This window comes from Stenotrophomonas sp. 05N37, from assembly GCF_056397365.1.
On sequence record NZ_JBFTNG010000001.1, the window covers coordinates 109260 to 134657 of the forward strand.

The 25398-nt window shown below is 66.5% G+C and carries 26 protein-coding genes and 1 pseudogene; 19 read left to right on the forward strand and 8 right to left on the reverse strand.

Annotated elements, in window-relative coordinates; all coding sequences use genetic code 11:
* Positions 1–137: 137 nt before the first annotated feature.
* The 3 genes from AC1DGC_RS00485 (at position 138) to AC1DGC_RS00495 (ending at position 3984) form a co-directional block, all read left to right on the forward strand.
* On the forward strand, positions 138–1406 hold the full coding sequence (locus AC1DGC_RS00485) for an MFS transporter (RefSeq protein ID WP_478046977.1): 1269 nt from the start codon (positions 138–140) through the stop codon (positions 1404–1406).
* An 18-nt stretch (positions 1407–1424) separates the two neighbouring features.
* Positions 1425–2672, forward strand: a complete 1248-nt coding sequence (locus tag AC1DGC_RS00490; protein ID WP_478046978.1) for an arsenic transporter — start codon at positions 1425–1427, stop codon at positions 2670–2672.
* Positions 2673–2781: 109 nt separating this feature from the next.
* Positions 2782–3984 (forward strand): hypothetical protein, encoded by a 1203-nt coding sequence (locus AC1DGC_RS00495; protein WP_478046979.1) that lies wholly within the window; start codon positions 2782–2784, stop codon positions 3982–3984.
* Positions 3985–4111: 127 nt separating this feature from the next.
* Here the strand turns inward: AC1DGC_RS00495 and AC1DGC_RS00500 are convergent, their stop codons facing one another.
* Positions 4112–4582 carry a YkgJ family cysteine cluster protein gene (locus AC1DGC_RS00500; RefSeq protein WP_478046980.1) on the reverse strand — a complete coding sequence of 157 codons (471 nt, stop codon included), beginning with the start codon at positions 4580–4582 and terminating at the stop codon, positions 4112–4114.
* A 141-nt stretch (positions 4583–4723) separates the two neighbouring features.
* Positions 4724–5278: a hypothetical protein gene (locus AC1DGC_RS00505; protein ID WP_478046981.1), complete on the reverse strand. Its 555-nt coding sequence runs from the start codon at positions 5276–5278 to the stop codon at positions 4724–4726.
* Between the two features lie 219 nt (positions 5279–5497).
* Between AC1DGC_RS00505 and AC1DGC_RS00510 the strand changes: the two genes are divergently transcribed.
* From AC1DGC_RS00510 to AC1DGC_RS00525, 4 genes are all read left to right on the forward strand, one after another.
* The gene (locus AC1DGC_RS00510; protein ID WP_478046982.1) at positions 5498–6364 is read left to right on the forward strand and encodes an SDR family oxidoreductase; all 867 of its coding nucleotides are present in this window, start codon (positions 5498–5500) and stop codon (positions 6362–6364) included.
* A 37-nt stretch (positions 6365–6401) separates the two neighbouring features.
* Entirely contained in the window at positions 6402–7298 is an 897-nt protein-coding gene (locus AC1DGC_RS00515) for an SDR family oxidoreductase (RefSeq protein WP_478046983.1), read from the forward strand.
* The gene (locus AC1DGC_RS00520; RefSeq protein WP_478046984.1) at positions 7295–9118 is read left to right on the forward strand and encodes a glycoside hydrolase family 15 protein; all 1824 of its coding nucleotides are present in this window, start codon (positions 7295–7297) and stop codon (positions 9116–9118) included. Before AC1DGC_RS00515 ends, AC1DGC_RS00520 begins: the two co-directional genes overlap by 4 nt.
* Before the next feature lie 171 nt (positions 9119–9289).
* A complete protein-coding gene (locus AC1DGC_RS00525; RefSeq protein ID WP_394163443.1) occupies positions 9290–9616 on the forward strand; it encodes a hypothetical protein in 327 nt (108 codons plus the stop codon).
* Positions 9617–9764: 148 nt separating this feature from the next.
* Here AC1DGC_RS00525 and AC1DGC_RS00530 read toward each other — a convergent pair whose 3' ends face one another.
* Together AC1DGC_RS00530 and AC1DGC_RS00535 are read right to left on the reverse strand one after the other, a co-directional pair.
* Positions 9765–10181 (reverse strand): hypothetical protein, encoded by a 417-nt coding sequence (locus AC1DGC_RS00530; RefSeq protein WP_478046985.1) that lies wholly within the window; start codon positions 10179–10181, stop codon positions 9765–9767.
* Between the two features lie 819 nt (positions 10182–11000).
* Positions 11001–11582, reverse strand: coding sequence for a TetR/AcrR family transcriptional regulator (locus AC1DGC_RS00535; protein ID WP_478046986.1), 582 nt, complete (start codon positions 11580–11582; stop codon positions 11001–11003).
* A gap of 166 nt (positions 11583–11748) precedes the next feature.
* Here AC1DGC_RS00535 and AC1DGC_RS00540 point away from each other — a divergent pair, with 166 nt between their 5' ends.
* From AC1DGC_RS00540 to AC1DGC_RS00550, 3 genes are read left to right on the forward strand one after another with little or no spacing between them, the layout of a single operon-like run.
* Positions 11749–12846: an alkene reductase gene (locus tag AC1DGC_RS00540; protein ID WP_478046987.1), complete on the forward strand. Its 1098-nt coding sequence runs from the start codon at positions 11749–11751 to the stop codon at positions 12844–12846.
* Between the two features lie 60 nt (positions 12847–12906).
* Entirely contained in the window at positions 12907–13689 is a 783-nt protein-coding gene (locus AC1DGC_RS00545; RefSeq protein WP_259203094.1) for an SDR family NAD(P)-dependent oxidoreductase, read from the forward strand.
* Entirely contained in the window at positions 13686–14684 is a 999-nt protein-coding gene (locus AC1DGC_RS00550; RefSeq protein WP_478046988.1) for an NADP-dependent oxidoreductase, read from the forward strand. Before AC1DGC_RS00545 ends, AC1DGC_RS00550 begins: the two co-directional genes overlap by 4 nt.
* Positions 14685–14695: 11 nt before the next feature.
* On the opposite strand, the pseudogene AC1DGC_RS00555 reads toward AC1DGC_RS00550, so the two are convergent.
* A pseudogene (locus tag AC1DGC_RS00555) lies at positions 14696–14878 on the reverse strand (transcriptional regulator); the annotation flags it as partial.
* 189 nt (positions 14879–15067) lie between these two features.
* On the opposite strand from AC1DGC_RS00555, the gene AC1DGC_RS00560 reads away from it, so the two are divergent.
* Genes AC1DGC_RS00560 through AC1DGC_RS00575 form a run of 4 tightly spaced genes read left to right on the forward strand, consistent with a single transcriptional unit; the run spans position 15068 to position 18884 of the window.
* Entirely contained in the window at positions 15068–17206 is a 2139-nt protein-coding gene (locus AC1DGC_RS00560; protein ID WP_478046989.1) for a TonB-dependent siderophore receptor, read from the forward strand.
* 8 nt (positions 17207–17214) lie between these two features.
* Positions 17215–18345 (forward strand): PepSY-associated TM helix domain-containing protein, encoded by a 1131-nt coding sequence (locus tag AC1DGC_RS00565; protein WP_478046990.1) that lies wholly within the window; start codon positions 17215–17217, stop codon positions 18343–18345.
* Complete coding sequence (locus AC1DGC_RS00570) at positions 18342–18467, forward strand: hypothetical protein (RefSeq protein WP_394163413.1); 126 nt, start codon at positions 18342–18344, stop codon at positions 18465–18467. The genes AC1DGC_RS00565 and AC1DGC_RS00570 overlap by 4 nt, the downstream gene beginning before the upstream one ends.
* A 54-nt stretch (positions 18468–18521) precedes the next feature.
* Complete coding sequence (locus AC1DGC_RS00575; RefSeq protein WP_478046991.1) at positions 18522–18884, forward strand: hypothetical protein; 363 nt, start codon at positions 18522–18524, stop codon at positions 18882–18884.
* A gap of 5 nt (positions 18885–18889) precedes the next feature.
* Here the strand turns inward: AC1DGC_RS00575 and AC1DGC_RS00580 are convergent, their stop codons facing one another.
* Both AC1DGC_RS00580 and AC1DGC_RS00585 read right to left on the reverse strand, forming a co-directional pair.
* Positions 18890–19573, reverse strand: a complete 684-nt coding sequence (locus AC1DGC_RS00580) for a thermonuclease family protein (protein WP_478047465.1) — start codon at positions 19571–19573, stop codon at positions 18890–18892.
* A gap of 219 nt (positions 19574–19792) precedes the next feature.
* On the reverse strand, positions 19793–21037 hold the full coding sequence (locus AC1DGC_RS00585; RefSeq protein WP_478046992.1) for an MFS transporter: 1245 nt from the start codon (positions 21035–21037) through the stop codon (positions 19793–19795).
* A gap of 104 nt (positions 21038–21141) precedes the next feature.
* On the opposite strand from AC1DGC_RS00585, the gene AC1DGC_RS00590 reads away from it, so the two are divergent.
* Positions 21142–22107, forward strand: a complete 966-nt coding sequence (locus tag AC1DGC_RS00590; protein WP_478046993.1) for an AraC family transcriptional regulator — start codon at positions 21142–21144, stop codon at positions 22105–22107.
* Between the two features lie 26 nt (positions 22108–22133).
* Here AC1DGC_RS00590 and AC1DGC_RS00595 read toward each other — a convergent pair whose 3' ends face one another.
* Entirely contained in the window at positions 22134–22346 is a 213-nt protein-coding gene (locus AC1DGC_RS00595; RefSeq protein WP_478046994.1) for a hypothetical protein, read from the reverse strand.
* A 173-nt stretch (positions 22347–22519) separates the two neighbouring features.
* Here AC1DGC_RS00595 and AC1DGC_RS00600 point away from each other — a divergent pair, with 173 nt between their 5' ends.
* From AC1DGC_RS00600 to AC1DGC_RS00615, 4 genes are all read left to right on the forward strand, one after another.
* Complete coding sequence (locus AC1DGC_RS00600; RefSeq protein ID WP_478046995.1) at positions 22520–22951, forward strand: hypothetical protein; 432 nt, start codon at positions 22520–22522, stop codon at positions 22949–22951.
* Positions 22952–23029: 78 nt separating this feature from the next.
* Positions 23030–23224, forward strand: coding sequence for a hypothetical protein (locus AC1DGC_RS00605; protein WP_259203111.1), 195 nt, complete (start codon positions 23030–23032; stop codon positions 23222–23224).
* Positions 23225–23242: 18 nt separating this feature from the next.
* Positions 23243–23593, forward strand: coding sequence for a hypothetical protein (locus tag AC1DGC_RS00610; RefSeq protein ID WP_478046996.1), 351 nt, complete (start codon positions 23243–23245; stop codon positions 23591–23593).
* A 276-nt stretch (positions 23594–23869) separates the two neighbouring features.
* Entirely contained in the window at positions 23870–25390 is a 1521-nt protein-coding gene (locus tag AC1DGC_RS00615) for a DUF1254 domain-containing protein (RefSeq protein ID WP_478046997.1), read from the forward strand.
* The last annotated feature ends 8 nt before the right edge of the window (positions 25391–25398 follow it).

A 25398-nucleotide genomic window follows, 5' to 3' on the forward strand; every position in this document is an offset into this window, starting at 1 on the left:
CACAGGGCGGCATGGCGACCATCCAGCCGGTGCACAAACGCTGAACAACGGTCGCCAGCGAGCACGCTCCCCCGCGCCACACGGCCGTCACGGACGCGCGCGCATAACGTGCCGACCCCGCGATCAAACCTCCGCACGTGAATCCATCGCCGCCCGCCCTGCAGTCGTCCCGCGCGCCGGATCGCGCGCTCGACGCGGTCAACGTCTTCCTTGCCGATGTGCGCGACGGACTGGGGCCCTACCTGGCGATCTACCTGCTGGCGGTGCACAAGTGGGAACCGGCCAGCATCGGCGCGGTCATGACCGTGGCCGGGCTCACCGCCCTGGTCGCGCAGACGCCCGCAGGGGCATTGATCGACCGGGTGAACGCCAAGCGGGCAACAATCGTGATCGCCGCGCTGCTGGTCACCGTCAGCTGTCTGGTGCTGCCATGGACCACGTCGTTCACCCTCGTCGCCATCACCCAGGCGGTGAGCGCGGTCGCCGGCACGGTCTTCGCCCCGGCCATCGCGGCCATCTCGCTGGGGATCGGCGGCGCGCGCGTGTTCGCACGGCGCATGGGGCGTAACGAAACCTTCAATCATGCAGGCAACGCGGTTGCCGCGGTGCTGGCCGGCGGGCTGGCGTATGTGGGCGGGCCGGTCGTGGTGTTCTACCTGATGGCGGCGATGACGCTGGCCAGCATCGCGGCGGTGCTGATGATTCCGTCGGCGGCCATCGACCACGAGCGCGCGCGCGGGTTGCCCTCCCCCCGCCAGGACGCGCCAGCGCCCGTCTCGGTCCTGCGGCTGCTGCACAACCGAACGTTGATGACCCTGGCGGCCTGCTGTGCGCTGTTCCACCTGGCCAATGCGGCGATGCTTCCGCTGGTGGGCCAGAAGCTGTCCCAGACCAGCCCGGCGCTGGCCACCACGCTCACCGCCGCCTGCATCGTGGCGGCACAGCTGGTCATGGTGCCCGCCGCGCTGCTGGTCGGACACCGGGCCGACGCCTGGGGACGCAGGCCGCTGCTGCTGGCAGCGTTCCTCATCCTGCCGATCCGCGGCGTGCTCTATCCCTTCTCCGACGCGCCCGCCTGGCTGCTGGGCGTGCAGCTGCTCGACGGCATTGGTGCCGGCATCTTCGGTGCCCTGCTCCCGGTCATCGTCAGTGACCTGACCCAGGGCACCGGTCGCTTCAACGTCACCCTGGGCGCGGTGTCCACCGCATTCGGGCTGGGCGCCGCCCTCAGTCCGGGGTTGGCCGGGTTGATCGTGCAGTTCGCTGGGTATGATGTCGCGTTCCTGACCCTGGCGGCCATCGCTGCCCTGGCCTTCGTCCTGGCCATGGCCATGCCGGAGACCCGGCCCCAGGCCAGCGATACCACCGCCGAACCCGCAACACCGGCGTCCAACGCCAGCCTTTGAGTGTTTCCCGAGCCATTGATGCACATTCCAACCACGTCCCTGATCATCTGGACGGTCACCGCCGTCGCCACCTGCGGTGTCATCTTTCGCCCGTGGCGTGTTCCCGAATACGCCTGGGCACTGGGCGCGGCCGCGCTGCTGACCGTCACCGGCCTGCTGCCATGGAACGCAGCCATCGCCGCCGTGGCCGAAGGGGCCGACGTCTACCTCTTCCTGATCGGCATGATGGTGCTGGCCGAACTGGCACGGCAGGAAGGGCTGTTCGACTGGCTGGCCGCGTATGCGGTGAAGCACGCCAAGGGCTCGGGACAACGCCTGTTCGACCTGGTGTTCCTGGTGGGCACGCTGGTCACGGTCTTCCTCTCCAACGACGCCACCGCCGTGGTGCTCACGCCGGCGGTCTATGCCGCCTGCAAGGCCGCCCGCGCCAACCCGCTGCCGTATCTGTTCGTCTGTGCCTTCGTGGCCAACGCCGCCAGCTTCGTGCTGCCCATTTCCAATCCCGCCAACCTGGTGGTCTTCGGCGATCACATGCCCTCCCTGGCCGCATGGCTGCGGCAGTTCACCCTGCCCTCGCTGGCCGCCATCGGGGTCACCTACCTGGTGCTGCGCATGGCGCATCGGCGCCAGATCGCCCCGCCGCTGGCGGCCGTGGCCGACCAACGGCCCCTGTCCGATGGCGGACGCCTGTGCGCGATCGGCGTCGGTGTCACCGGCAGCGTGCTGTTGGTCACCTCGGCGATGAACGGGCCGCTGGGCCTGACCACCTTCTGCGCCGGTGCGGCCACCCTGGCCATCATCCGTCTGCGCCAGCGCCGCAGCCCGCTGCCGATCCTGCGGCATGTCTCCTGGAACGTGCTGCCGTTGGTTGCCGGGCTGTTCGTGCTGGTCGAGGCGGTGGCGCAGACCGGGGTGATTCGCCTCGCGGCCGACGCACTGGAAGCCTTTGCACGCACCTCGCCCGGTGAAGCCAGCTGGCTGGCCGGTGGCGCGGCCGCCGTGCTGAGCAACCTGGCCAACAACCTGCCGATCGGCCTGGTGGCCGGCTCGCTGGGCCAGATGGCCGACCTGCCGACGCAGACCCGCGCCGCCCTGCTGATCGGCGTGGACCTCGGCCCCAACCTGTCGGTGACCGGCTCGCTCGCCACCATGCTCTGGCTGGTCGCGCTTCGTCGCGAAGGCGAAGACGTGAGTGCGCTGACCTTCCTGCGCCTGGGCATCCTGGTGATGCCGCCCGCGTTGCTCGCCGCACTCTGGCTTCTGTAGCCACGTCGTTGCCCTGTCGACGTGGCCCACGTGACTACAACCAATGGCACAGGAAGCCAGCGCCTTGTGCGCGCTAGATTGGAACTCACATGGAATTGAAGGAGCGCGTGTGAAGCGTCTGTTTTTCTCCTTGGCGTTGCTGCTCATGTCTGGCGCGGCTGGAGCTGCATCCAGGCCAGTGGACGGGAAGACAACCGTCATCGTACTGGGCGTGGACCACGCGGCCCAGCTCGTGGCCCGCAATGATCGGCCGGCCCTGCTTGCCGCTTTCCTGGCGCATGCCAAGCCCGACGCGATCTGCATCGAGCGCTCGCCCGAGGCTTTCGCGCGCAACGACTATTACGAGTTCACCTACGAGGTCCAGGACCTCGTGGTCCCCTTCGCCCGGCGCAACGGGATCGACCTGTGCCCCATCGACTGGGAGCCGCCGGTGGAGGACGCCCGGCTCGGGTTCGGCCTGGACCTGGGCGCAGCGCCGGAACTGCGCCCGGCCAACGGATTCCAGCAGTTCCTTTCGTTCCCGTCCCCGAGCCATCTCACCCGGGATATCTTCCACGCCGACGACGCCAGCAACGTGGCGCGCATCGCGCAGTGGGCCGCGACCCCGGCCAAGCGCGCAACCGATGATCTGCCACGCAGGCTGTATCTCTATCGCACCTACCTGCAGGCCCAGCGGGTGGCCGCAGCAGCGAAGGCGCATCCTGGCGGCACGGTGGTAGTGGTGGTCGGCGAGTTCCACAAGCGCGATATCGAAGCGATCCTCGCCGATGCCGCCGACCTGCGCATCGCCCAGCCGTCCAGCCTCGGCAAGCCCACCGAGGCGCAGGTGCGCCAGCAGGAGCGCCGTGACTATCGGGTGGCGGTCGCCAGCTTCAACCTTCTGGGCGTCCAATCCGCCACTGGCAACATCGATCGCGCGTTTGTCCGCGACACCGTGCAGGCACTCAAGGCGGAACAGGACTCGCCCGAGGCCCGGCTGATGGAAACACGCCTGGACCTGCTCGAAGCACGCATTACCCCCGCCATGGCGGTAAACCGCTATCGCGCCATCGCCGCAGACGCGGGCGACGCGCGCTTCACCTGGACCGGGTTGACCGACGCCGCGCGCCTGGATTCCTACTTCGATCCCTTCGGCAACCTCACCGTGCGCCAACGGGCCCTGCTCGAAACGGCACGGGAGCTGCACCGTACCGGGCGTGGCGCAGAGGCGGCCGGGATACAGCAGGCCCTCGGCAGCGAACTCGGCGAGCGCAGGAAGGCCCAGCTTGCCGGCTACTGGGAACGCTGCATCGTTCAACCGGTGTCGCCGTAAGTCGCCAGGGCGGGAGGCTTCCTGCAGGAGAACGTCGCCGGTGACCTGGCGATCGATGCGGTTGCCGTGGCGACCTCAGCGCTTTCGGCAACGCTCGTTCGAACCAATAACCCGCAGTCCCGCCAAGCTACAGCAGCACCTGCCGCGTGCTGCGAAGATAATGATGGATCTCCTCCTCCACCGCCTCATCGATCATATAGACCGGCCGCTGGCCATTGGGGCAGCGCAGACGCGGGGTGGTCCCGAACAAGCGACAGATCAGCGGGCGCTCGGCGTAGATCTCGCAGCCCTGCTTGCCCAGGTAGGGGCAACTGAGTTCGGCCAGCGCAGCGTCGTGCTCGGCCTCGCTTTTCACCGGCAGGCGCGCCATCTCCTCGCTCGACACGGTGACCGGGCCACAGCAGTCGTGGCAGCCGACGATGCACCGGAAGGACGGGATCTGATCGCGCAGCCGCTCTAGCGCGTCGCTGTTCGTATAGGGCATTGCGATGAGCCTCGGCCACGCGTTCACGGTGGGCCATTTTACAACCCGTCGCCCGGCCAGGCGGGAGACCGGCGCAATGACGCCCCTTGCGCCGCGCTCAAGGGCGGCGCGCATTCAGCATCCAGCCCTGTGAGACCATGCGCCGAGCAGACGGTCCTTCGCTCCACCGTGCACCGTAGTCGTCAAGGACACACCCATGCCAGACACTGGCCTGTTCTACCTGTTTGAAGTGTGCTGCAGCCCAACGAAAACCGCTCAGCATGCCTTTCCTGAGATCGAGTTCGTCCGGGTCCAGTGCAGCACGTGCCGACACATCTTCAGGGCCACCGCGCCACCCAGCCTGGAAGCGTTCGACGGCGGAGGGGCGGCGCTCACGTGCCCCAAATGCGGAACACGCCAGGCGATCTCGGGCGCCCGTTTTGCCGAATACATGGAACGCTTCCCGAGCGGCAATTGTGAAGAATACAGGGCGTCCCCTGGCGACGCGGCCAGCGCAACCTGAAGGACCCATCGGGTGTGCCCTTCGGGTACACCGCGCTCGACGAAGTATCGACGCCCTGGAGCGCTGATACGCAGTCGCATCCCCAAGGGCTGTTTTCGACTGGCACGCCGGTTGATAAAGCCTCTCCAGCCAAAGGGCGCACTCACGACAGCGCCGATGCCCGACAGCAGCCCGTTGAGCATCCACGGACTGATCACCGCGTCTGCGGTGGCCGACAAGGCCCTGGGAAAGACGACGCCACAAAGAATGACGCCGATCACCGAGGCCGCAAACAGTAAGGCCGAACCCAAGGCCGGAGTGAACTTCATTTCAATTCCCTCCCGTGCAGGTCACACGGACATCAGTGACGATGGCAATGCCCGTGCACGTAACCGCTCGGAGCAATCGGCTCAAACCCGCCCTGCCAAGCCCCGACAGAGCCCTCCGTCGGGTGCAGACCCTGCACATCCCATCGACGCCACTGGGCCGCGACGTTTACTCGTGCATCCGCACACTGGGCCTTCTTCGATCCCATGAAGGCTCAGCCGATGCCCGTGCCCAATTATCCAAAACCGCCGTTCAAGCCCCAGCAGCAGTCATTCCCTGGCAAAACCGACGAGCTCGATCCGCGCCCGGATCACGGTGAGAAAAGCTACGTAGGCCACGGCCTGTTGCAGGGCAAGAAAGCCCTGATCACCGGCGGAGACAGCGGCATTGGTGCAGCAGTGGCCATCGCTTACGCCCGCGAAGGCGCGGATGTGGCGATCGCATTCCTAAAGGGTGAAGAGAAGGACGCGGCCAGCATTGCGGCGCTGATCGAGGAAGCAGGCCAGAAAGCAGTGCTGTGCCCCTGCGACATCAGCGATGACGCCCAGGCCGAAGCACTCATCCAGCAGGTCACCCGCGAACTTGGCGGCCTGGACATCCTGGTCAACAACGCCGCGTATCAGCGCTACTACGAATCCTTCGACGACATCACCCTGGACGACTGGCGAAAGACGTTCGATACCAATGTGCATGCCGTGTTCAACCTGACCCGCCTGTGCGTGCCGCACCTGCAGGACGGCGGTTCGGTGATCAACACCGCCTCGGTCAACTCGAAGAAGCCGACCCCCAACATCCTGCCCTACTCCGCCACCAAAGGCGCGGTCGCCAATCTCACCATCGGCCTGGCCGGTCTGCTCGCCGAGAAGGGCATCCGGGTCAACGCGGTGTTGCCGGGCCCCATCTGGACCCCCTTCATTCCCGCCGGCATGGCCGCGGAAGAAGTCGAGCAGTTCGGCAGCCAGACGCCCTTCGGTCGCCCCGGCCAACCGGCCGAGCTCGCGTCGGCCTACGTGATGCTCGCCGCCGACAGCGCCAGCTACACCTCCGGCGCACTGCTCACCGTCTCCGGCGGCGCGGCCACCCTGTAAGGCCTCGATCCCCCTCCTCCCCCCAAGGATTCCAATGATGTCCCGCAACCAATACGACATGCAGAACCCGCTGACCCAGTTCCCGCAGCCGACCTACCCGGCGCAGGTACAGACCCCGCCCGGCACCGTTCATGCGCTCAACCCGGCGGCCGACCATGGCGAGAAGAGCTATGTGGGCCTCGGCCGCATGAAGGGCCGCAAGGCGCTGGTGACCGGTGCCGATTCCGGCATCGGTCGCGCCGTGGCAATTGCCTTCGCGCGCGAGGGTGCCGACGTAGCGCTCAACTACCTGCCCGAGGAGGAAAAAGATGCCGCCGACGTGGTGGCGCTGATTGAAGCCGAAGGCCGCAAGGCCGTTGCCATCCCCGGGGACCTCCAGGACGAGCAGTTCTGCCGCGACCTCGTGGCTCAGGCGGTCAACGCGTTGGGTGGGCTGGACGTGCTGGCCAACATCGCCGGCAAGCAGCTGGCCGTGGAGAAGATCGACGACCTCACCACCGAGCAATTCGACGCCACCTTCCGCACCAACGTGCACGCGTTGTTCTGGGTGTGCAAGGCTGCCCTCCCGCACCTGCCGGCGGGCGCCACCATCATCAATACCGCGTCCATCCAGGCCTACCAGCCCTCGCCCAATCTGCTGGACTACGCGCCCACCAAGGCCGCGATCGTGAATTTCACCAAGGCGCTGGCCCAGCAGGTGGCCGAGCGCGGCATCCGGGTCAATGCGGTCGCCCCGGGCCCGGTCTGGACGCCGCTGCAGCCTGCTGGCGGCCAGCCGCCCGAGGCCATCCCGGAATTCGGCTCGCAGACCCCGCTCAAGCGCGCCGGCCAGCCGGTGGAAATGGCCCCGGCCTACGTGCTGCTGGCCACCCAGGAATCGAGCTACATCACCGGTGAGGTGATCGGCGCCACCGGCGGCATGCTGCTGCCGTGACCCCAGGCTCCCGCAAGTCCACGCGCGTGCCTGCCACGCGCGACGCGGACGGGTACGCGCCCATCCACGCTTACGCTGCCATTGGCGATGGGCGCTCCAGCGCGCTCATCGCCCCTGACGGCAGCATCGACTGGTGGTGCGCCCCCTGCATGGACGCACCGCCCTTGCTCGACCGCCTGCTCGATGCCCCGGCCGGCGGTCGCTTCGTATTGCAACCCCGCGACGTCCAGCAGGTGCATCGGCGCTACCGCGACAACAGCAATGTCTTGGAGACCGACGTCCGCACCGCCACCGGCCTGGCCCGCGTGACCGAGTCGCTCAACAGCGGCCCCGCCGGGCGGCTGCCCTGGTCCGAGCTGGCCCGCCGCCTGGAGGGCCTGGAGGGAGAGGTCACCTTCGACCTGCTCTACCAGCCCGGCACGCGCGCCGGAACCTGCACGCCCTGGATGAGCGACACCCCGAACGGTTGCGTGCATCACGCCGGCCCGGTCATGACGATGCTGCGCTACTCCGAACGCGTGGAGATCGACACCTGTGACGACCGGGAATTCCGCGGCAGCCTGACGCTACGTACCGGCGACCGGGACATCATCGCGCTGCTGGCCTCCCAGGACGAAGTGCTGCCGGTGCCGCCCTTGGCCGATATCGATACCCGTATCGACCGCTCGGATCGGGAATGGCGCCAGTGGGTGGACGACCTCCACTGCGACGCCAGCCGCCACGCCGAGGTCATCCGCTCGGCCCTGGCGCTCAAATTCCTGTGGTTTGCGCCGACCGGCGCCATCGCCGCCGCGGTGAGCGCCTCCCTGCCGGAACGCATCGGGGGCGACAAGAACTGGGACTATCGCTACGCCTGGGTGCGGGATGCCGCCTACGTCATCAAGACTTTCCTGCGCGTCGGTGCCCTGCCCGATGCCAAGGCCGGCTTCAGCTGGCTGATGACCACGATCGGCCGCCACCGCCCCGGGCTCGCGCCTTGCTACACGCTGCGCGGCGAACGGGTCGAAAAAGAGCGCTGCATCGACGTGCCGGGCTACCGCAACAGCCAACCGGTCCGCGTGGGCAACGCCGCCGCCGAGCAGTTGCAGACCTGCGCCTACGGTGACGTGCTGGAAATGGCCAGCCGGATGATCGAGGCAGGCCACATCCTGGATCCCACCACCGCCCGCCTGCTCTTTGAACTGGCCGACGAATGCGCCGACAACTGGATGCGCAAGGACAGCGGCTTCTGGGAACTGGGCGACGCGCAGCACTACACAATGTCCAAGGTGGAATGCTGGATGGCGCTGCGGCGGGCCTGTGAGCTGGCTGAGGCCGGTCACATCACCACCGCCCGTCTGCCGCGCTGGCAGCGCGAGAAGGACCGCATCCTCGACTGGGTGGACGCGCACTGCTGGGACGAGGCAAAGCAGAGCTACGTGATGCACGCCGGCAGCGATCGTCTGGATGCGAGCCTGATGCTGGCCTCGCGCTTCGGCCTGGGCGACGTGCGTCGGGAGCGCTTCATCTCAACGCGAGAGGCCATGCGGCGCGAACTGTCCGATGACAGCGGCGATCTGCTGTGGCGCTACAGCGGCATGCAGGACTGCGAAGGCACGTTCATCAGCTGCGCGTTCTGGATGGTGGAGGCCTACGGCCTGCTGGGCGAGACGGAAGAAGCCAATCGCTTGTTCGGTGCGCTGCTGGCCCGCGTCCAGAACGACGTGGGCCTGATGCCGGAGATGTGGGATCCCCAGCAGGAACAGGGGCTGGGCAACACGCCACAGGGCCTGAGCCACCTGGCCCTGGTGCACGCCGCTTATGCGATAGACGGCCAGTGAAGCCGATGCCAGCGGGTTGAATCCGCCGTCTTGGCGCTCCCGGCCAGCCACTGGTGTCAGCTCCACACGGCACCGCAGCGTTGACGGACCAACGCTGCCGCCCGTCACGACAATCCCGTCACGGGTTTCCGGAGATGCTCTGATCACCCCCCCCCCTGTTCAGGAGCAACGATGCCCACCTCAGCATCCTTTGTCATCCGCTCCTTTGAAGCGAGCTATGCCTCTTCCGGCTCGGTAGAGCGGATCCTCGCGCTGACCGTCGCCTGCGGCCATTGCAGCACGACCACCACGTCAACCTTCGGCTCCCTGATGGAGCTTCCCGGTGGCGCGCTGTTCCGCTGCGGGCAGTGCGGCTCGCATCACGCCGTCAGCAACGCGCGGCTCTCGGCGATTGGCGAGCCGTCCAGGCGTACCGCGCAGCCACCGTGGGCACCGGACATCCAGCCCAATCCCCGCCTACCCGTGTTTGACCGGGCGCTGGCCATCGCAACCCGGTAGCCGCCCGCGGACGTCCTGGCCTCGGCCTCGACGTCCATTCTCACCGTCCTGTGCTTCCCTTGGACGTCGCATTCTGGTCCCGGTCGGATGACGCCTCAGCGTCGTCCTTCCCGGCGTGAGCATGCGCTGCGGTCGGCCACGCGCCCAATCACACGTTGCTGCTCATCTCCATCGGGGCGTCATTAATCCGTCTCGCCGGAAGCGGCGTATGCAGGGAAACCGCCGATTGACGAGCGCCGTCAGCGCCCCGATCGGGCGCCTCCGGGAACGCGGTGTCCTTCTCTTCAAGGCCCTCCTGCACCGAGGCAAGCAATCGGCTCGCACAGCGAACAGCGCTCCCGAGGGACGTGTCCAGCCCCACGAGGTAAACAAAGCAGCCGTCGAACTTCGCCGACGCCGTCTCCAAGCCTTCTGAATAGGTCATCTCCCGTTTGAGTGCCTTGAACCAGCGCTTGGGCGGCTCTGCGTCCAGTTCGATCACGACGGCGGCCTCGCCGAAGTCCAGCGGCATCGCTTCGATCCTCAACACCTTGGGGCCTGACGGGGTTTTTACGGTAGCGGCCATTGCCCTTCTCCTCTGGAACAATGACGGGAAAGTACCCTCAGCAGGCGCCAAGACCGCGTCAAAATTCGCTGACTGCAGGGGCGCTTTTCAAGCATCGCTGCACTCCATGGCAAAGCTCACGACCGTCACGCAACTCGGCGCGTCACGCCGGTTTTGTTTGAGGAGTTCCCCGGGCGTGTGGTCGGGCCCTGCTTGCAAGGCCGCGAGCCGTCCCAGGCCATCATCGGTGCCGCACCGCGTGGGAGTGCGGCGTCAGAGATGGCAGCAGCATGGTCCTGCTCGCGCTGAAGGTCAGCGGCGGTCACCTCGCGCAAGACGTTGTCGCGATGGGGGTCCGACGGCGCGAAGCACGCGGCCAATCCCAGCAACAAAGTGCCTGCTGAAAGGGCGTTGGCACTGCACCGCCCTTGGCTGAGAGTATCCATAGCCCACACCCGGCTGACGGGAGTGTGGGCAGCTTACTTCCAGCACCGGATGCAGGCCACCATGTCGAGCCCGGAGAGACAACATAATTTCGACCGGATCAGGCCGGGCAAGAGGCTGATAAATGCCCAAGCCTTCGCTGATGCATCCCTGAAGAGATACTTGAAGCATCGGTTCAGTCTGGAAATTCACCAAAGGCCTCGCCGAGCAACTGTTCCATGCCCTGCCACCGCCGAAGGATCGAGCGGAGAGTTTCGTTGATGCGACGATCAACGTGAGGCACCGGTGTGAGCGTGTACGAAAGCACTTAGCTCATGGGTTCGATCTCGCCCGGCACGATCATCTGCCGGCCTGCCTGCTACGCGCTGCTCGCTCCGCACAGCGCATCGGCCCGCGTCAGGGCGTGGACGCCCCTGACATCCGCGCCAGCACATCCGCCCGGCAGACATCCAGGAGTTCGTCCGCCAGCGCCGAATCGTCCGGGCAGGACCGGGACAGCACCATGGCCCCAACGGTCTGCGCCATCAACGCGATCCGCCGCGCGCGCGCCTGTTCGGCGGTGGCGGCGTCGGCCTGCTCTTCCGGGGTGGAAGCGGCCGCCAGCTGCGCCTCGATACCGGCCGCAAAGGCGGCCTTGACCGCCGCCGGCTGACGCGCCGCGTCGGTGCACAGCGCTGCCATGGTGCAGCCCTGGCCTGGCGCGTCCCGGTGCTCGCGGGAGAGGTAATAGCGCACAAAGCCCTCCCGGTCCGTGCCGGCCGCGGCGTCGGCCGATTTGGCCAGGCCACAGCTCGCCGCCTCGGCCATCAGGTCCGCCTTCGACCCGAAGTGCTTGTAGAAGCCGCCGTGGGTGAAGCCGGCGGCCGCCATCAGATCTGCCACGCCCACGCCGTCGTAGCCGCGCTCCCGGAAGAGCGTGGATGCGGTGTCGACGATGTGCGCCCGGTTGGCCTGCGCCTGTGCCTTGGTGACCTTCATGACCCGGTCTCTCTTCACGCGTTGCCTTGGTGGAGCGCACTTTACCACGATAGATGACATCCATCATCAAACCGTTGACATCTAAGATGACGGTCATCATCATTACGACCTACGGTCAGCCCCCGCCGGGCAGGCCGCACCTTCTCGACACGACCCCGCACCCACCATGACCCTCTCCCCGCTCTTCCAGTCCTACTCCCTCGGCCCACTGACCCTGGCCAACCGCATCGTGATGGCACCGCTGACGCGCAACCGCGCCGGTGCCGGCCTGGTGCCCAGCCCGCTTGCGGCCACCTACTACGCCCAGCGCGCCTCGGCCGGCCTGATCATCACCGAGGCCACCCAGATCTCGGCGCAGGCCCAGGGCTACCAGGACACGCCGGGGCTCTACACACAGGACCAGATCGACGGCTGGCGCGCGGTCACCGATGCCGTGCATGCCCGTGGCGGGCGCATCTTCGTGCAGCTGTGGCATGTGGGCCGCATCTCGCATGTGGATCTGCAGCCGGGCAACGCCGCGCCCGTGTCCGCCTCGGCCATCCGGGCGCAGACCAAGACCTTCGTCCACAACGGCTTTGTCGATGTCTCCGAACCACGCGCATTGGAGATCGACGAGCTGCCCGCCCTCGTCAACGACTTCCGCCAGGCCGCCGCCAATGCCATCGCCGCCGGTTTTGACGGCGTGGAAATCCACGGTGCCAACGGCTACCTGCTCGAACAGTTCATCAAGGACGGCACCAACCAGCGCACCGATGCCTACGGCGGCTCCATCGAGAACCGCGCGCGCCTGCTGCTGGAGGTCACCGCCGCGGTGGCCGCGGAGATCGGCGCGGACCGCACCGGCGTGCGCATTTCCCCGGTCTCGCCGGCCAATGCCATCGCCACGGTCAGCGACCCGCAGCCGCAGTACGACTACATCGTCGACCGGCTCAGCGCGCTGGGCATCGTCTACCTGCACGTGGTCGAAGGCGCGACCGGCGGCCCACGTGACGTGGCGCCCTTCGACTTCGATGGGCTGCGCGCCCGTTTCAAGGGGACCTATCTGGCCAACAACGGCTACGACGCGGACCTGGCCAACGCACACCTCGCCGACGGCAAGGCGGACCTCGTCGCGTTTGGCCGCGCCTTCATCAGCAATCCCGATCTGGTTGAACGCCTGAAGACCGGCGCGCCCTTGAACGCGTTGAACCCCGCCACGTTGTACGGCGGCGGCGCAGCGGGCTACACCGACTATCCCGCGTTGACCGATACCACAGCGCAGTAACCCGCCGACAGCTCCCTGCCGCACATCCCCGTTCGCCCACCCCATTCCAAGAGACACCCCATGAGCCTGCTTCCCACCGTCCTCATCACCGGCGCCTCCAGCGGCATCGGCACCGTCTACGCCGAACGCTTCGCCCGCCGCGGCCACGACCTGGTGCTGGTCGCGCGCGACACGGCGCGCCTGGAAACATTGGCCGCCCGCCTGCGAAAGGACACCGGCGTCGCCGTAGACGTCCTGCCGGCCGACCTCACCCAGCGCGCCGATCTGGCCACCGTGGAAACCCGCCTGCGCGACGATGCCCGCATCGGCATCCTGATCAACAATGCGGGCATGGCCCAGTCCGGCGGCTTCACCGACCAATCGGCCGACAGCATCGAACACCTGGTCACCCTCAACACCACCGCCCTGACGCGCCTGGCCGCAGCCATCGCCCCGCGGCTGGCCAATGCCGGCGAAGGCGCGATCGTCAACATCGGCTCGGTGGTGGGCCTGGCCCCCGAGTTCGGCATGTCCGTCTACGGTGCGAGCAAGGCCTTCGTCCTGTTCCTCTCGCAGGGCCTCAGCCTGGAGCTGTCGCCCAAGGGCGTCTACGTGCAGGCCGTGCTGCCCGCAGCCACCCGCACCGAGATCTGGGAGCGTGCCGGCATCGACATCAACACGTTGCCGGAGGTGATGGACGTCGGCGAGCTGGTGGATGCCGCCCTGGTCGGCTTCGATCGCCGCGAGACCGTGACCATTCCGCCCTTGCACGTGGCCGCACGCTGGGACACGCTGGAGGCATCGCGCCAGGGCCTGCTCTCGGACATCCGCCAGGCGCAGGCAGCGGAGCGCTATCGCCCATGAAAGCCTTCCTCATCGATCGGTATGGCAAGAACGAAACGGGGCACATCGATGACGTGCCAACGCCAGCGCTGCGCGACGGCGATGTGCTCATCCGCGTGCACGCGGCCAGCGTCAACGCGCTGGACCCCAAGATCCGGCGTGGCGAATTCAAGGTGATCCTGCCGTATCGCCTGCCGCTGATCCTGGGCAACGACCTGGCCGGCACGGTGGAGCGTGTGGGCGCCGGCGTTTCCCAGTTCAAACCGGGCGATGAGGTGTACGCACGTCCCGACGATGACCGCATCGGGACGTTCGCCGAGTTCATCGCCGTCAACGCCGCCTCCGTGGCACTCAAGCCCGGCAACCTCACCATGGTGGAGGCCGCCTCGCTGCCCCTGGTCGCGCTGACCGCGTGCCAGGCCCTGGTCGAAACCGCCCAGCTGAAGCCTGGGCAGAAGGTCTTCATCCAGGCCGGCTCCGGCGGCGTCGGCACCGTGGCGATCCAGCTGGCCAAACACCTTGGCGCGTTCGTCGCCACCACCACCAGTACGCCCAACGTGGCATGGGTGAAGGCGCTGGGTGCGGATGTGGTCATCGACTACAGGCAGCAGGATTTCGCCACGCAACTGCGCGACTACGATGTGGTGCTCAACAGCCTGGGCAAGGAGGAACTGGAGCGCTCGCTGCAGATCCTCAAGCCGGGTGGCCACCTCATCTCCATCTCGGGCCCGCCCACGCCCGCCTTCGCCGCCGCGCGTGGCTTGGCTTGGCCGCTCAAACAGGTGATACGCCTGCTCAGCCACGGCATCCGCAGCAAGGCCAAGAAGAAGGGAGTCACGTATACCTTCGTCTTCATGCGGGCCGATGGGGCGCAACTGAGCAGCATCAACTCGCTGGTCGAGTCCGGCGCACTCGCACCGGTCATCGACCGGGTGTTTCCGTTCCAGGACACCCAGGGCGCGCTGGCGTATGTGGAGAGTGGGCGGGCGAAGGGCAAAGTGGTGGTGGAGCTGTAAGCAGGGGCGCGCTATCTCGTCGCCTTGCGCCGCACGTCCGGAAGCAACGCGTCCTGCGCCTTGCCAGACAGCTTGCCGAACTCATCAATGAGCTCGGCAAGCTGGTCGGTTTCAGCAAACAGATAGGCGATGGAAACGCCCAGGGCACGCGCAATCTTCTGCGCTGTCTCGATGTCGAAATTGTGCGCGGCCCGCTCGTACCGGTTGCTGCGAACGCCCGCAACCTATTCTGGCAATCCCACAAGCACCCCCATCGCGCGTTGAGTCAGGCCCTGCTCGAGCCGGCACGCCTTGAGGCGGTTGGCAATCTCAGACCCAGCCGCCAACACCCAACCGCCCTACATGTTAATATTTCTCATTCGCACCTACCCCATCCCACCCCGATGACCCGCCCGTCGCTTCATCTCTCTGCCCTGGGCTTGTCCCTCACCCTGGCCTGCCTTACGGCCCACGCCGCTCCGCCCCCCTCCCCCGACGTGCAGCAACTCGACGCAGTGCAGGTGCTCGGCCGCGCCCAGACCCTCTACCGGGTGGACGACGCCACGGTGGGCACGCGGACGGATACGCCGCTGGCGCTGGTGCCGCAGTCCATCCAGGTGGTGCCGCGTGAGCTGATTGAAGACCAGGCGGCCCGCCAGATCACCGATTTGTACCGCAGCATCAGCGGCATCAGCTTCTTCAGCTATGCCGGCGTGACCCTGCGCGGCTTCCGCCAGGAAAACGTGCTGTATGACGGCCTGCGCGGCGACCCCTATGCCGGCTTTTCGGTGCCGCAGCTGTTCAACATCGAGCGCGTGGAAGTCCTGAAGGGACCGGCCGGCGCCCTGTATGGCGGTGGCGATGCCGGGGGCGTCATCAACTACGTGACGCGCAAGCCGAACGCCGCGCCCGAGCGCCGTATCGAGCTGCAGGCCGGCAACAACGATTTCCGGGCTGCATCGATCGAGGCCACCGGGCCAATGAACACCGCCGGCAGCGTGCGCTACCGCGCGGGGCTGTACGGCGACACCGAACAGGGCGTGCGCTGGAACGCGGACAGTGAGAGCGTGATCGGGGATGCATCGCTGGCTTTCGACGTGGGCGACACCGGCGAGTTGACCCTGCAGTTCACCGACATCACCCAGAACCTGGGCGGCAACCGCCTGCGTGGCGTGCCGGTGGACGACAACGGCAGTTTTCTCACCGACCGTCGCTGGAACCACAACGAAGCCACCGACTTTCTCGACATGCGTGCCAAGGTGGCGCTGGCGCAGTACCGCTTCTCGCCCAGCACCCACCTGGACGTGGATGTGGGTGCGCGCTGGTTCGAGAACAACGAGCACCAGATCTACCACGAGCCGATGGGGCTGATCGACCGCAACCGCGACGGCGTGCCCGAGTGGATGACCCGCCAGCTGCGCAACCAGATCCGCGACAACGATGCATTCACCGCCAACGCCAACGCCGTGTGGCGCGTCAGCACCGGCAGCATCGAGCACAAGGTGCTGTTCGGCGCCGATGTGTACCAGCAGGATGCCGACTTCACCGCGCAGACCGCCAACAGCGCCGACCTGGCCAGGGGTGCCGGCCCGGTGCCCGGCATCGACCTGTTCAACCCGGTGTATGGCGCAAGTTCGTGGCGCGACTACAACCTGGCCGCCCTGCCCTGGCGCAGCACGAGCACGCGCAGCAAGCGCTATGGCGGCTACCTGCAGGATGAGCTGACCCTGACCCCGCACTGGCATGTGCTGGCCGGACTGCGTTGGGATGGCTTCAAGGACGATGACCGCATTGCCGGCACCGCCGTGGATGGCAACGACATCAGCTGGCGGCTGGGCAGCACGTACACCGTGCGGGAAGGCGTCAATCTCTACGCCAACATCGCCAGCGGCTTCATGCCCCAGAGCGCGGCCAACCAGAGCGCCGAGGCGGGCGGCCCGTTCGATGCCGAGCGCAGCAAACAATGGGAAGTCGGGTTGAAATCCCTGCTGGCCGAGCGCGTCACCCTGAACCTGGCGGCGTATCGGATCGACCGCAGCAATATCGTGCAGGCCACCGGTGAGATCGTGGACGGCGTCAACCAGCTGGCCGCCCTGGGCCTGGTGCGCAGTACGGGCATGGAGCTGGATCTGCTGGCCGATGTGACCGACCGCTGGGTGCTCAACCTGACCTACGCCTACAACGATGCCCGGGTAAAGGATGCCGGCAGCAGCGGCATCACCAATGCCTCCGGCGACCGCTTTGCCAACGCGCCGCAGAACAAACTTGGCCTGTGGACGCGCTATGACCTGCCGGCCATCCATTCGGCCATTGGTTTTGGGGCCGATTACGTGGATGAGCGCGTCAGCCTGGATGGCCAACGGGTGAAGCCATACACCGTGTTCGATATGAGCTGGAAAACCCAGTGGCAGCAGTGGCAGTTCCAGGCCAACGTCAAAAACCTCTTCGACAAGGTCTATGCCGCCAGTGGGTTCACCGAGCGCACCGGCCACTTCCCGGGTGAACCGCGCCGCGTCTACGTGCAAGCGGCGTACGCCTTCTGAGCCCGCCCATGCGCCAGCCTACGCCAGCGCATCCTGACCGCCCGGCGCGTAGCGGGAGTAGCCGCCGGCTGTGGTTCGACCTGCACAGTTGGCTGGGCCTGAAGCTCTGCCTGTTCATGGGCTTTGTCTGCCTCACCGGCACGCTGGCGGTGTTCTCGCAGGAGATCGACTGGCTGCTGCACGCGCCCATGCGCGTGGCAGACGGCGGTGAGCACGCCGGCTGGGGGCCCATCATCCACGCCGCACAGGCGGCACATCCGGACTGGGAGCTGGAAGGCATCACGGCCGGCCACACCCGCCTGTTTGCCGCGCGCGCGCAGATGCGCCTGCCCGATGGCAAGCGGCGCTTTGTCTGGGTGAACCCGTATACCGCGCAGGTGACCGGCGACACGGGCTGGTTCAATACGCAACGGCTGCTACGCAACACCCACCGCCACCTGATGCTGCCGGTGGCCTGGGGCGTGCCGCTGGTGGCCTCTCTGTCCATCCCGTTGCTGCTGTCGCTGTTGAGCAGCCTGTACATCTACAAGAAGTGGTGGCGCGGTTTCTCCAAACGGCCCGACCCCTCACGACCACGCCGCCTGTGGGGCGATGTCCATCGCTTGGCCGGGGTGTGGTCACTCTGGTTTCTGCTGCTGATCGGGTTGACCGGGGCGTGGTACCTGATCGAATCGCTCGGCGGCGATGCACCGGCCGCGCCGACCCTGCGACTGGCCAACGGCGATGACCGCGTCGGCGCCGTAGACCCGGCCGCCGTCGACGCCGCAGTGCAGACCGTCCGCCAGCAATGGCCTCGCCTTGAGATCCTCGGCGCCCTCCCCGCGCGCGATGGCGGGAGCATCCTCTTCCTGGGCGAGGCCGACGCCTGGCTGGTGCGGGAGCGGGCGAACAACATCGCCGTGGACCTGCACACCGGGCGCGTGATCGGCATGCATGACGGCCGTGCGCTGGGGGTCCATCAGCGCATCGCCGAAATGGCCGATCCCCTGCACTTCGGCAGCTTCGGTGGCTGGCCGATCCGACTGCTCTGGTTGCTGGCCGGCACGCTGCTGACCGGGCTGTGCTTTACCGGCGTGTATCTCTACGGGCTTCGCACAGTGGATGCGCTGCGATCAAAAGCAAAGAGGCGGCAGGCATGAGTCCTGACAAATTGCCTGGCCCCTGGCGCGCGGCGTGGCAAGGCATGGGTCGCTGGCGCTGGCTGTGGCTGGCCCTGTTGCTGGTGTGGGCATCGCTGGTGCCGCTTGAGGCCATGAAGTAGAAGCACTCGCCCGTCGAACGATGGCATGCTGCCTGTACGTGCGGGAGAGCAACGATGCGGATGACGGGAAATTTTCTGGCAGCAAGCGCTGTCACGCTCAAGGTCGGCGTGGTCTTCTGGGTGTTGGTGGCTTGGCGGACACCGGGGGGCGAGCCGTGGGACGCGCCTACGTTCTGGACCGTCGTCTATCCCATCGCACTGGTCATCGCCGCCGTCCTAGGCGCCTGTTTTCCCCGGCGGGCGTGGCTTTGGGGGCTGCTGCTCATCGCGCTGCAGGTGCCGGTGGTGGCCGTGACGTCTGGCGTTGGCCCGTTGTTGCTGGCTGGGCTGGCATACGCACTGGTGCTGGCGCTGCCCGCGATGGCTATCGCGGCGGCGGCGGGCGCGCTGCGCCGCCGCCTGCATGGGAGGTCGTGAGACGCTCAGCGCTTGGCCGGCTGCCACCCTGCTCGCAGCGCATCCCCAGGACTGCAGAACATGCGCTCGCCACGGCTCGGGTCGATGCTCGTACGCGCGTAGTCCCGCTGGCCTGGCACGTGGTAGATCTTCTTGCCCTGCTGGGAGATGTTGCCCTTGATGCGGCATCCGCCCGGCGCCGACTGCGTGGCCACCGGGGTTCGTCGTGACGCTTCGTCACGCTTGCCGCGACGAAAGTCCGCTGGCATCTGAAACTGCCCCTGCCAGAGGTTCCGCTGGTGCTGGCGCGCGTCGGCTTCGTCTGCGATGAATGCCGTGGCGTATTGGCGATACGCGACCGCCCAACCGGAGCGCACCATCCACCGATTGACCGACGCCCCTTGAACAAAGCACTCCGCCACCACCCTGCCGTAGCGGTCGGTGTCTTTGGGCTTGCAACGCACGGTCTGGTCCAGCAGATACGCGTCCAGCGCGGCGGCAGACCGCCGTCCACAGGGCCAGGAACGCCCGTCTTTGGCGGTGCATTGCTGGGCGCTTTCCGGCGCATCGATGCCCCAGAGGCGGATGCGCTGCTTCGCCAGAGTGAGGGTGTCCCCGTCCGTGACCGTCGCGCGGCCGACCAGCTCTGCCGCCACACCAGGAACCGACGCAACCAACAAAAGCAACACCACCAGACCTTTCCACACCATCAACAACGACGTCCTCCAAGCGCACGCTCGGGTGCGAGCGCCAGTCAAAACAGGGGCGAGCACTTTAGCGGAAGTGGCGAAAGGACGCCGACCACATCGACAGTCATTCCATCCCGACGTCTGTTCCTGACCTGGTCGCCGTCGGTGTCTTCTACAACAACGCAGTGGCTCCAAGGCCTGCGTGGCGATCACGCAGCCACCCTGGAGGGGAATGTCCGACTAAATATGAAACGCCGGACCCGCCGACAGTGTCGGCGCGCTCACCCTCACTCGCAACGCAATGAGCAGGCTGGCGAGGAGCATCACCGCCGCCGCAACGGTGAGCACTGCGACGATGCCCCCCAGCCCGAACACCAGCCCGCCCAAGGCGGCGCCCGCGGCGATGGAAGACTGCACCGCAGCCACCACCATCCCGCCGGCACTCTCGGCCTGGTCAGGCACCGCACGCGCGACCCAGCTCGACCAGGCCACGGGCACGCCACCGAAGGCCAGGCCCCAGAGCGCGACCAGGATCGATAGTCCGCCAACGCCCACCGGCAACAGCAGCATGCCCAGCGCGGCTGCGCCCACCAGGGCAGGCATGATCACCAACGTGACTTTCAAACTGCGCTCCATGAGCCAGCCGGCCAGGAGCGTGCCCACAAAGTTCGCCACGCCGAACCCGAGCAGAATCAGCGCCAAGCCGTCAGCGCTCATCTGCCCCAGGCTCTCCAACGTTGGGCGGATATAGGTGAAAAGCGCGTACTGCCCGGTGTGCGCCAGGACGCAGCCCAGCATGCCGACCGCAACGCCTGGCCGGCGCAGGAGCGTCACCACCGACTCGGGGACTGCCGCCTTGCGCGGGGCCATCGGGGGCAGCGTGAACCACTGGAACGCAAACGTGAGTCCACCTACCGCCGTCGCCGCCCAGAAGGCGCTGCGCCAGCCCAGCAGCCCGCCGAGGTAACTTCCCAAGGGAACGGACACCACCGTGCCGACCGCAATCCCGCTGAAGATGACGGAGAGCGCGCGAGGCACGCGCTGTGGCGGCACCAACCGCATGGCCACCGCCGCTGCCATGCTCCAGAAACCGCCCAGCGCGACGCCCAGAAGAACGCGCATCACCAGCAGGACGCCCATGCTGGACGACAGCGCGACCAGGGCGTTGGAGAGAATCATCAGGCCGGTGAAACCCAGCAGCACCCGGCGCCTGTCCATCGAGCGGGTCAGCCGCGGCACCAGCAGGCCGGCGAACAGAGCCACAACCGCAGTCACCGTCACGGCTTGCCCGGCCAGCGCCTCCGATACCCCCAGGTCCGCCGCCATCGGCGTCAACAGGCTGGCGGGCAGATATTCGGCCGTGAGCAGCCCAAACACCCCCATGGCCAGCGAAAACACCGCCACCCAGGCCGGGGAAGAAGGCTCCGCGCTATCCCAGTCCACGCCATCAGGTGCGTCTGCGGCCTCAACTACGTCATTGCTCATCAAAGATCCCGGTGCAATCGTGCAGCCGAGAGTCTAGGGAGCCACTTCAGGATGATCTATGATTGCCTGACCTGTATTTTTGATCGAAACCCCGGAACCTCTCGATGCCCCCTGGTGCTCCCCAGCCCACCGATCTGATCAGCGAACTGCTGACCGGCATGCGGCTCCACGGCGTTCAGTACCGGCGCATCCAGACCGGACCGCGCTTTGGCCTTGGATTTCCCCCGAAGCCGGGCCATGCCTACTTCCATTACCTCGCAGTGGGTACGGCGATTCTTCGTGGCGCGGACGGCAGCCAACACCGTCTATCCGCCGGGGATGTCGTGCTGCTTCCCCGCGCAGACGAACACGCGTTGCTGTCGGGCGAGGACCATCCCGTCCAGTGCCTGGACACGATCGACGCAGCCCCATTGGGTGACGCGGTGAGCGGGATCGACACCTGCCCGAGCGCGCACGCCGTGCCAAGCGCGGTGCTCTTCCACGGCTGCATGGTGTTCGATCTGGGTGGCATGCAAGGGTTGAGCAAGGCGATGCCGGCGGTGATGTTGGCCGATGGCAACGCCACGCAGTTCCCTGGGCTGTTGCCGATGGTCGATGCGATGAAGCGCGAGGTGTGCTCCGGGCGTATCGGCTATGCAGGCATACTCGCCCGGCTGGCGGATGCAGTGGCCGCGATGATCGTCCGTGACTGGGTCGAGCGCGGTTGCGACGGCGCATCCGGCCTGGTCATGGCCCTGCGCGACCCGCGCCTGTCGCTGTCGTTGCTTGCGTTACATAAAGACCCGGGGCGTGACTGGACCGTCGACGCGCTGGCGGCAGAATCCAACATCTCACGGTCTGTCTTTGCAGACCGGTTCCAGACCGTCATCGGAACCGCGCCCCTGCGGTACGTGACCGAACTGCGAATGCACCTGGCCAGCCAATGGCTGACCCACCAGCGCCTGTCCATCGAGGTAGTGGCAGAGCGCCTGGGCTACGCGTCGCAGGCCGCGTTCAGTCGTGCCTACAAGCGCGTCATGGGGCACTCGCCTGGCGCGACCCGGCGCGGGCGCGCCCTGGCCTCGCCATAGGGGGCCGTTCTTTTGGGGTCAGTCGCTCAAGCCGCCTGAGCGTCGTCAACGGGCTGCAGCCGGTTGGCGATCGCATCGAAGCGCGCCGCCTCTGTTCGAAGGCGATCGGCGGCAGTGCCTCGACTGACCCTTGCCCGCCAGTCGCCCCCGCGCTGCAGGTCCAGTGCGTCGGCCTGCTGCCACAGCGACGCCGCGCGTGCGCGCGCCCAGCGCGCTTTTCCGATATCTGCTTTCGTCATGGGCCCAGAGTGAATGCGGGGCGTCGCACGGGGCGATACGGAGGCAACGCCGGCTGACTGCGCTGCTTTGCGCCGGTCGGGAGCGGTGCGCCGATGCCCAGCAGGACCGATCGGAAGTGATGGCCCCGCCATTTGGTATCGTGGGCGCCAGCTCTGCACACAATCCGAACCCCATGCCCCGCAAGCCCTCGAACACCCCCTCCGCATCGCCGCTGGACGTCCCTGCCATCGCGCCCCGTTCGGGAACCGCAACGGACAAGGCACTTCTCAGTGCAGCGACCAAGGAAGCCTACAAGCGCGTCAACTTGCTCCTGACCGCTTACTTCGAGGATTTCAGCCCTGCGCAGCAGCGCAGGATCCGCGAAGCGATCGGAGCGAACGCCCGTGCGAAGCCGCCTGGACGGGCCAAGGTCGCCAAGGCACCCAAGGCACCCAAGGCTCAGAAGGAAGCGCTGACGCCCCGATTCTGGCTGCCCTTCAGTGGTGAGACGTGGTCTGGGCGAGGACGCCCACCGGCCGCGTTCCTCGCCTGGGAGGGAACCGTCGCCCATACCGAGTGGAAGAAGCACCACCCGGGCGAGCGATTCCCCACCTACCCAGCCTGAGTCCGGCGGCAAGATCGCAGGCGTTCCCCAGCGCCAGCGTCTTGCCCCGCCATCCACCCCTTCGCCCAGGCGCTGGACATGACCCCACTCGACAAAGCGATCCGTAGAGAACTGCAGGTCGGCGACGACACCTACACACTGACCATCGACCCGAGCGGGCTCAAGCTCGTGCTGAAAGGGCGGAGAAAGGGATTGGAGCTGCAGTGGACCGAGTTGGTCAACGGCGACGCCGCATTGGCTGCAGCGCTCCAGGCATCACTCGCCGCCAAGTGAATCCAGGCTGGCGATCAGATGGCGCGATTCTCGATCCATGGCGGATTGATCCTGGTTGGCTACGCGTCGCTGGAGAGCGGCGATCCTCCCATGGGCGTTCCTTTCGGCCGGTTCGAGCCAACCGCTGGGTATCTGGCCATTCAAAACGAGTGCCACACCAATCACATCGACCATTCCGGCTTGAGACTTTCAGCAAAAACGGAATCGGGCATGGTTGTTCCATCCATGGCAATTGCCATTCTGGACGGCGCTGCAGCGTTCCTGCCTGATTGCATCGAGATAACCATCCTCGGCATTCCCAGCGCTTCTTATGAAGCGTTGTTTCCCGATCATGTGATCAAGTGCACCCACCCCCTAACTGCGCGCTGATCCAGGCGCTGGGTATCCACGGGACTATCGACCTCGTGCGCAAGGCCGAGGTTCCCGGCGTGATCTCTGCTCGGTTCAACAGGACGTCGGCCGGATAGGACGACGCGGGTCGGATTGACGGGTAACCGTTCGAGCCGCACAGGCCATCGAGGCCGAGCCTCAATGTCAGTAGAAATACTGAGCGGAAGACAGTGGATACGCGCTTGTCGCCTGTGTGGCCGGGAGACCACAGTGGAATTGGACCTTCTCGGACCTCTGCACGCACGAACGTGGTGCATGGCGTGGGCCAAGCGCTGCCGGTTGCGCCCGCGAGTCGTCTCTCTGTTCACCCTGCCCCACCCAATCGAGCTCATGTCCATGCGCCCAATGCCTTGCGGTCCATTGCTTTTGATGACCACGGTCATGCTGCTTCCAGCATGCCAGCGGCAGGAACGTCAGCCGGATGAAGCGAAACCGGCGCCGGTTCCGGCCACACAGCCCGTCCAGGCGACCGCCAGCGACCGCGAGCAGGCGGAGGCGCGAGCGATCGCCAAAGAGGCCTACATCTACGCGTTTGCGATGCTCGAAAACTACAACACCCTGTACAAGCAGGTGGCCTCTCCCACTGCTCCGGAATACGTCGGTGGCTTCGGGACATTCAGGCATTACTCGCAGCTCTATACACCCGACAACCATGACGTTGTGACCCCCAACAACGACACGCCCTATTCGTGGGCCTGGCTGGACCTGCGTGCTGAGCCCTGGGTGGTCACCGTTCCCAAGGTGCCCGAGGGACGCTACTACGTGCAACAGTGGGTCGACCTGTTCACATACAACTTCGCCTACATCGGCTCGCGTGCCACGGGTAACGACGCCGCCAGCTACTTGATTACCGGCCCCGGCTGGACGGGCGCAGCACCGAAAGGCATCAAGCACGTATTTCCCTCGGAAACTGCCCTGGTGATGACGCTCACGCGCATCGCGCTGAACGGCCCCGACGACATCGCCAACGTCAAGAAAGTGCAGGCGGGGATGAAGCTCCAGCCGCTCAGTGCCTATTTGAAAACCCAGTCTCCACCGGCAGCACCGGCGATCCGGTTCCCCCCCTATGATGCTGACAAGGTCCATTCGCACGACTTCATCGGCTACCTCAACTTCCTGCTTCAGTTCACTCAACCGCCGCATCCAAGTGAGACCGAGCTTATGCAGCGGTTCGCGACGATTGGCATCGGCCCCGGCCTTCCGTTCGACGCCAGGACATTGCCCCCCGCCCGGTTGGCCGCGATCGATGCAGGTGTGGCAGATGCCAAGGCAGAAATGTCCGAGAAGGCCAAGACGATGCTTTCGTCCAACGGCCTGTTCGGCTCGCGCGCGTTCCTTGAAAACAACTACCTCACGCGCGCCATCGCGGCCGAGAAGGGTCTCTATGGGAATTCGATCGATGAGGCGTGGTATGGCGGCTACGAAGGCGACGGTAACAAGGCGTCACTGATCCATTTCAGCAAGCACGCCCTGCCCCCCGCCAGGTTCTTCTGGTCGGTCACGCTCTACACCCTGCCGGATCGCTTCCTCTACGCCAATGAATTGAAGCGCTACTCCATTGGCGACCGGACCCCCGGGCTCAGGTATGACGCCGATGGAGGGCTGACCCTGTATGTCGGCCACGTTTCGCCTGGCAAGGAAAAGGAAAGCAACTGGCTGCCTGCTCCGGCCGGGCCCTACAGCGCGGTGGGACGCGTCTACGGCCCGAGCCCTGCTGCCATCGAAGGCAAGTGGAATCTGCCCCCGTTGCAACCGGCTGACACAGATACGCCGTGACTTCGCAC

Excerpts from the sequence above, each read along its gene's own strand:
- AC1DGC_RS00600 (WP_478046995.1), top strand. The coding sequence starts at position 22,520 with ATGCCCCGCAAGCCCTCGAACACCCCCTCCGCATCGCCGCTGGACGTC.
- AC1DGC_RS00570 (WP_394163413.1), top strand. The coding sequence starts at position 18,342 with ATGAGTCCTGACAAATTGCCTGGCCCCTGGCGCGCGGCGTGGCAAGGC.
- AC1DGC_RS00560 (WP_478046989.1), top strand. The coding sequence starts at position 15,068 with ATGACCCGCCCGTCGCTTCATCTCTCTGCCCTGGGCTTGTCCCTCACC.
- AC1DGC_RS00540 (WP_478046987.1), top strand. The coding sequence starts at position 11,749 with ATGACCCTCTCCCCGCTCTTCCAGTCCTACTCCCTCGGCCCACTGACC.
- AC1DGC_RS00580 (WP_478047465.1), bottom strand. The coding sequence starts at position 19,573 with ATGGTGTGGAAAGGTCTGGTGGTGTTGCTTTTGTTGGTTGCGTCGGTT.
- AC1DGC_RS00605 (WP_259203111.1), top strand. The coding sequence starts at position 23,030 with ATGACCCCACTCGACAAAGCGATCCGTAGAGAACTGCAGGTCGGCGAC.
- AC1DGC_RS00575 (WP_478046991.1), top strand. The coding sequence starts at position 18,522 with ATGCGGATGACGGGAAATTTTCTGGCAGCAAGCGCTGTCACGCTCAAG.
- AC1DGC_RS00615 (WP_478046997.1), top strand. The coding sequence starts at position 23,870 with ATGGCGTGGGCCAAGCGCTGCCGGTTGCGCCCGCGAGTCGTCTCTCTG.
- AC1DGC_RS00525 (WP_394163443.1), top strand. The coding sequence starts at position 9,290 with ATGCCCACCTCAGCATCCTTTGTCATCCGCTCCTTTGAAGCGAGCTAT.
- AC1DGC_RS00530 (WP_478046985.1), bottom strand. The coding sequence starts at position 10,181 with ATGGCCGCTACCGTAAAAACCCCGTCAGGCCCCAAGGTGTTGAGGATC.
- AC1DGC_RS00500 (WP_478046980.1), bottom strand. The coding sequence starts at position 4,582 with ATGCGCGCCGCCCTTGAGCGCGGCGCAAGGGGCGTCATTGCGCCGGTC.
- AC1DGC_RS00510 (WP_478046982.1), top strand. The coding sequence starts at position 5,498 with ATGCCCGTGCCCAATTATCCAAAACCGCCGTTCAAGCCCCAGCAGCAG.
- AC1DGC_RS00550 (WP_478046988.1), top strand. The coding sequence starts at position 13,686 with ATGAAAGCCTTCCTCATCGATCGGTATGGCAAGAACGAAACGGGGCAC.
- AC1DGC_RS00590 (WP_478046993.1), top strand. The coding sequence starts at position 21,142 with ATGCCCCCTGGTGCTCCCCAGCCCACCGATCTGATCAGCGAACTGCTG.
- AC1DGC_RS00610 (WP_478046996.1), top strand. The coding sequence starts at position 23,243 with ATGGCGCGATTCTCGATCCATGGCGGATTGATCCTGGTTGGCTACGCG.
- AC1DGC_RS00515 (WP_478046983.1), top strand. The coding sequence starts at position 6,402 with ATGTCCCGCAACCAATACGACATGCAGAACCCGCTGACCCAGTTCCCG.
- AC1DGC_RS00505 (WP_478046981.1), bottom strand. The coding sequence starts at position 5,278 with ATGAAGTTCACTCCGGCCTTGGGTTCGGCCTTACTGTTTGCGGCCTCG.
- AC1DGC_RS00585 (WP_478046992.1), bottom strand. The coding sequence starts at position 21,037 with ATGAGCAATGACGTAGTTGAGGCCGCAGACGCACCTGATGGCGTGGAC.
- AC1DGC_RS00595 (WP_478046994.1), bottom strand. The coding sequence starts at position 22,346 with ATGACGAAAGCAGATATCGGAAAAGCGCGCTGGGCGCGCGCACGCGCG.
- AC1DGC_RS00535 (WP_478046986.1), bottom strand. The coding sequence starts at position 11,582 with ATGAAGGTCACCAAGGCACAGGCGCAGGCCAACCGGGCGCACATCGTC.
- AC1DGC_RS00565 (WP_478046990.1), top strand. The coding sequence starts at position 17,215 with ATGCGCCAGCCTACGCCAGCGCATCCTGACCGCCCGGCGCGTAGCGGG.
- AC1DGC_RS00490 (WP_478046978.1), top strand. The coding sequence starts at position 1,425 with ATGCACATTCCAACCACGTCCCTGATCATCTGGACGGTCACCGCCGTC.
- AC1DGC_RS00545 (WP_259203094.1), top strand. The coding sequence starts at position 12,907 with ATGAGCCTGCTTCCCACCGTCCTCATCACCGGCGCCTCCAGCGGCATC.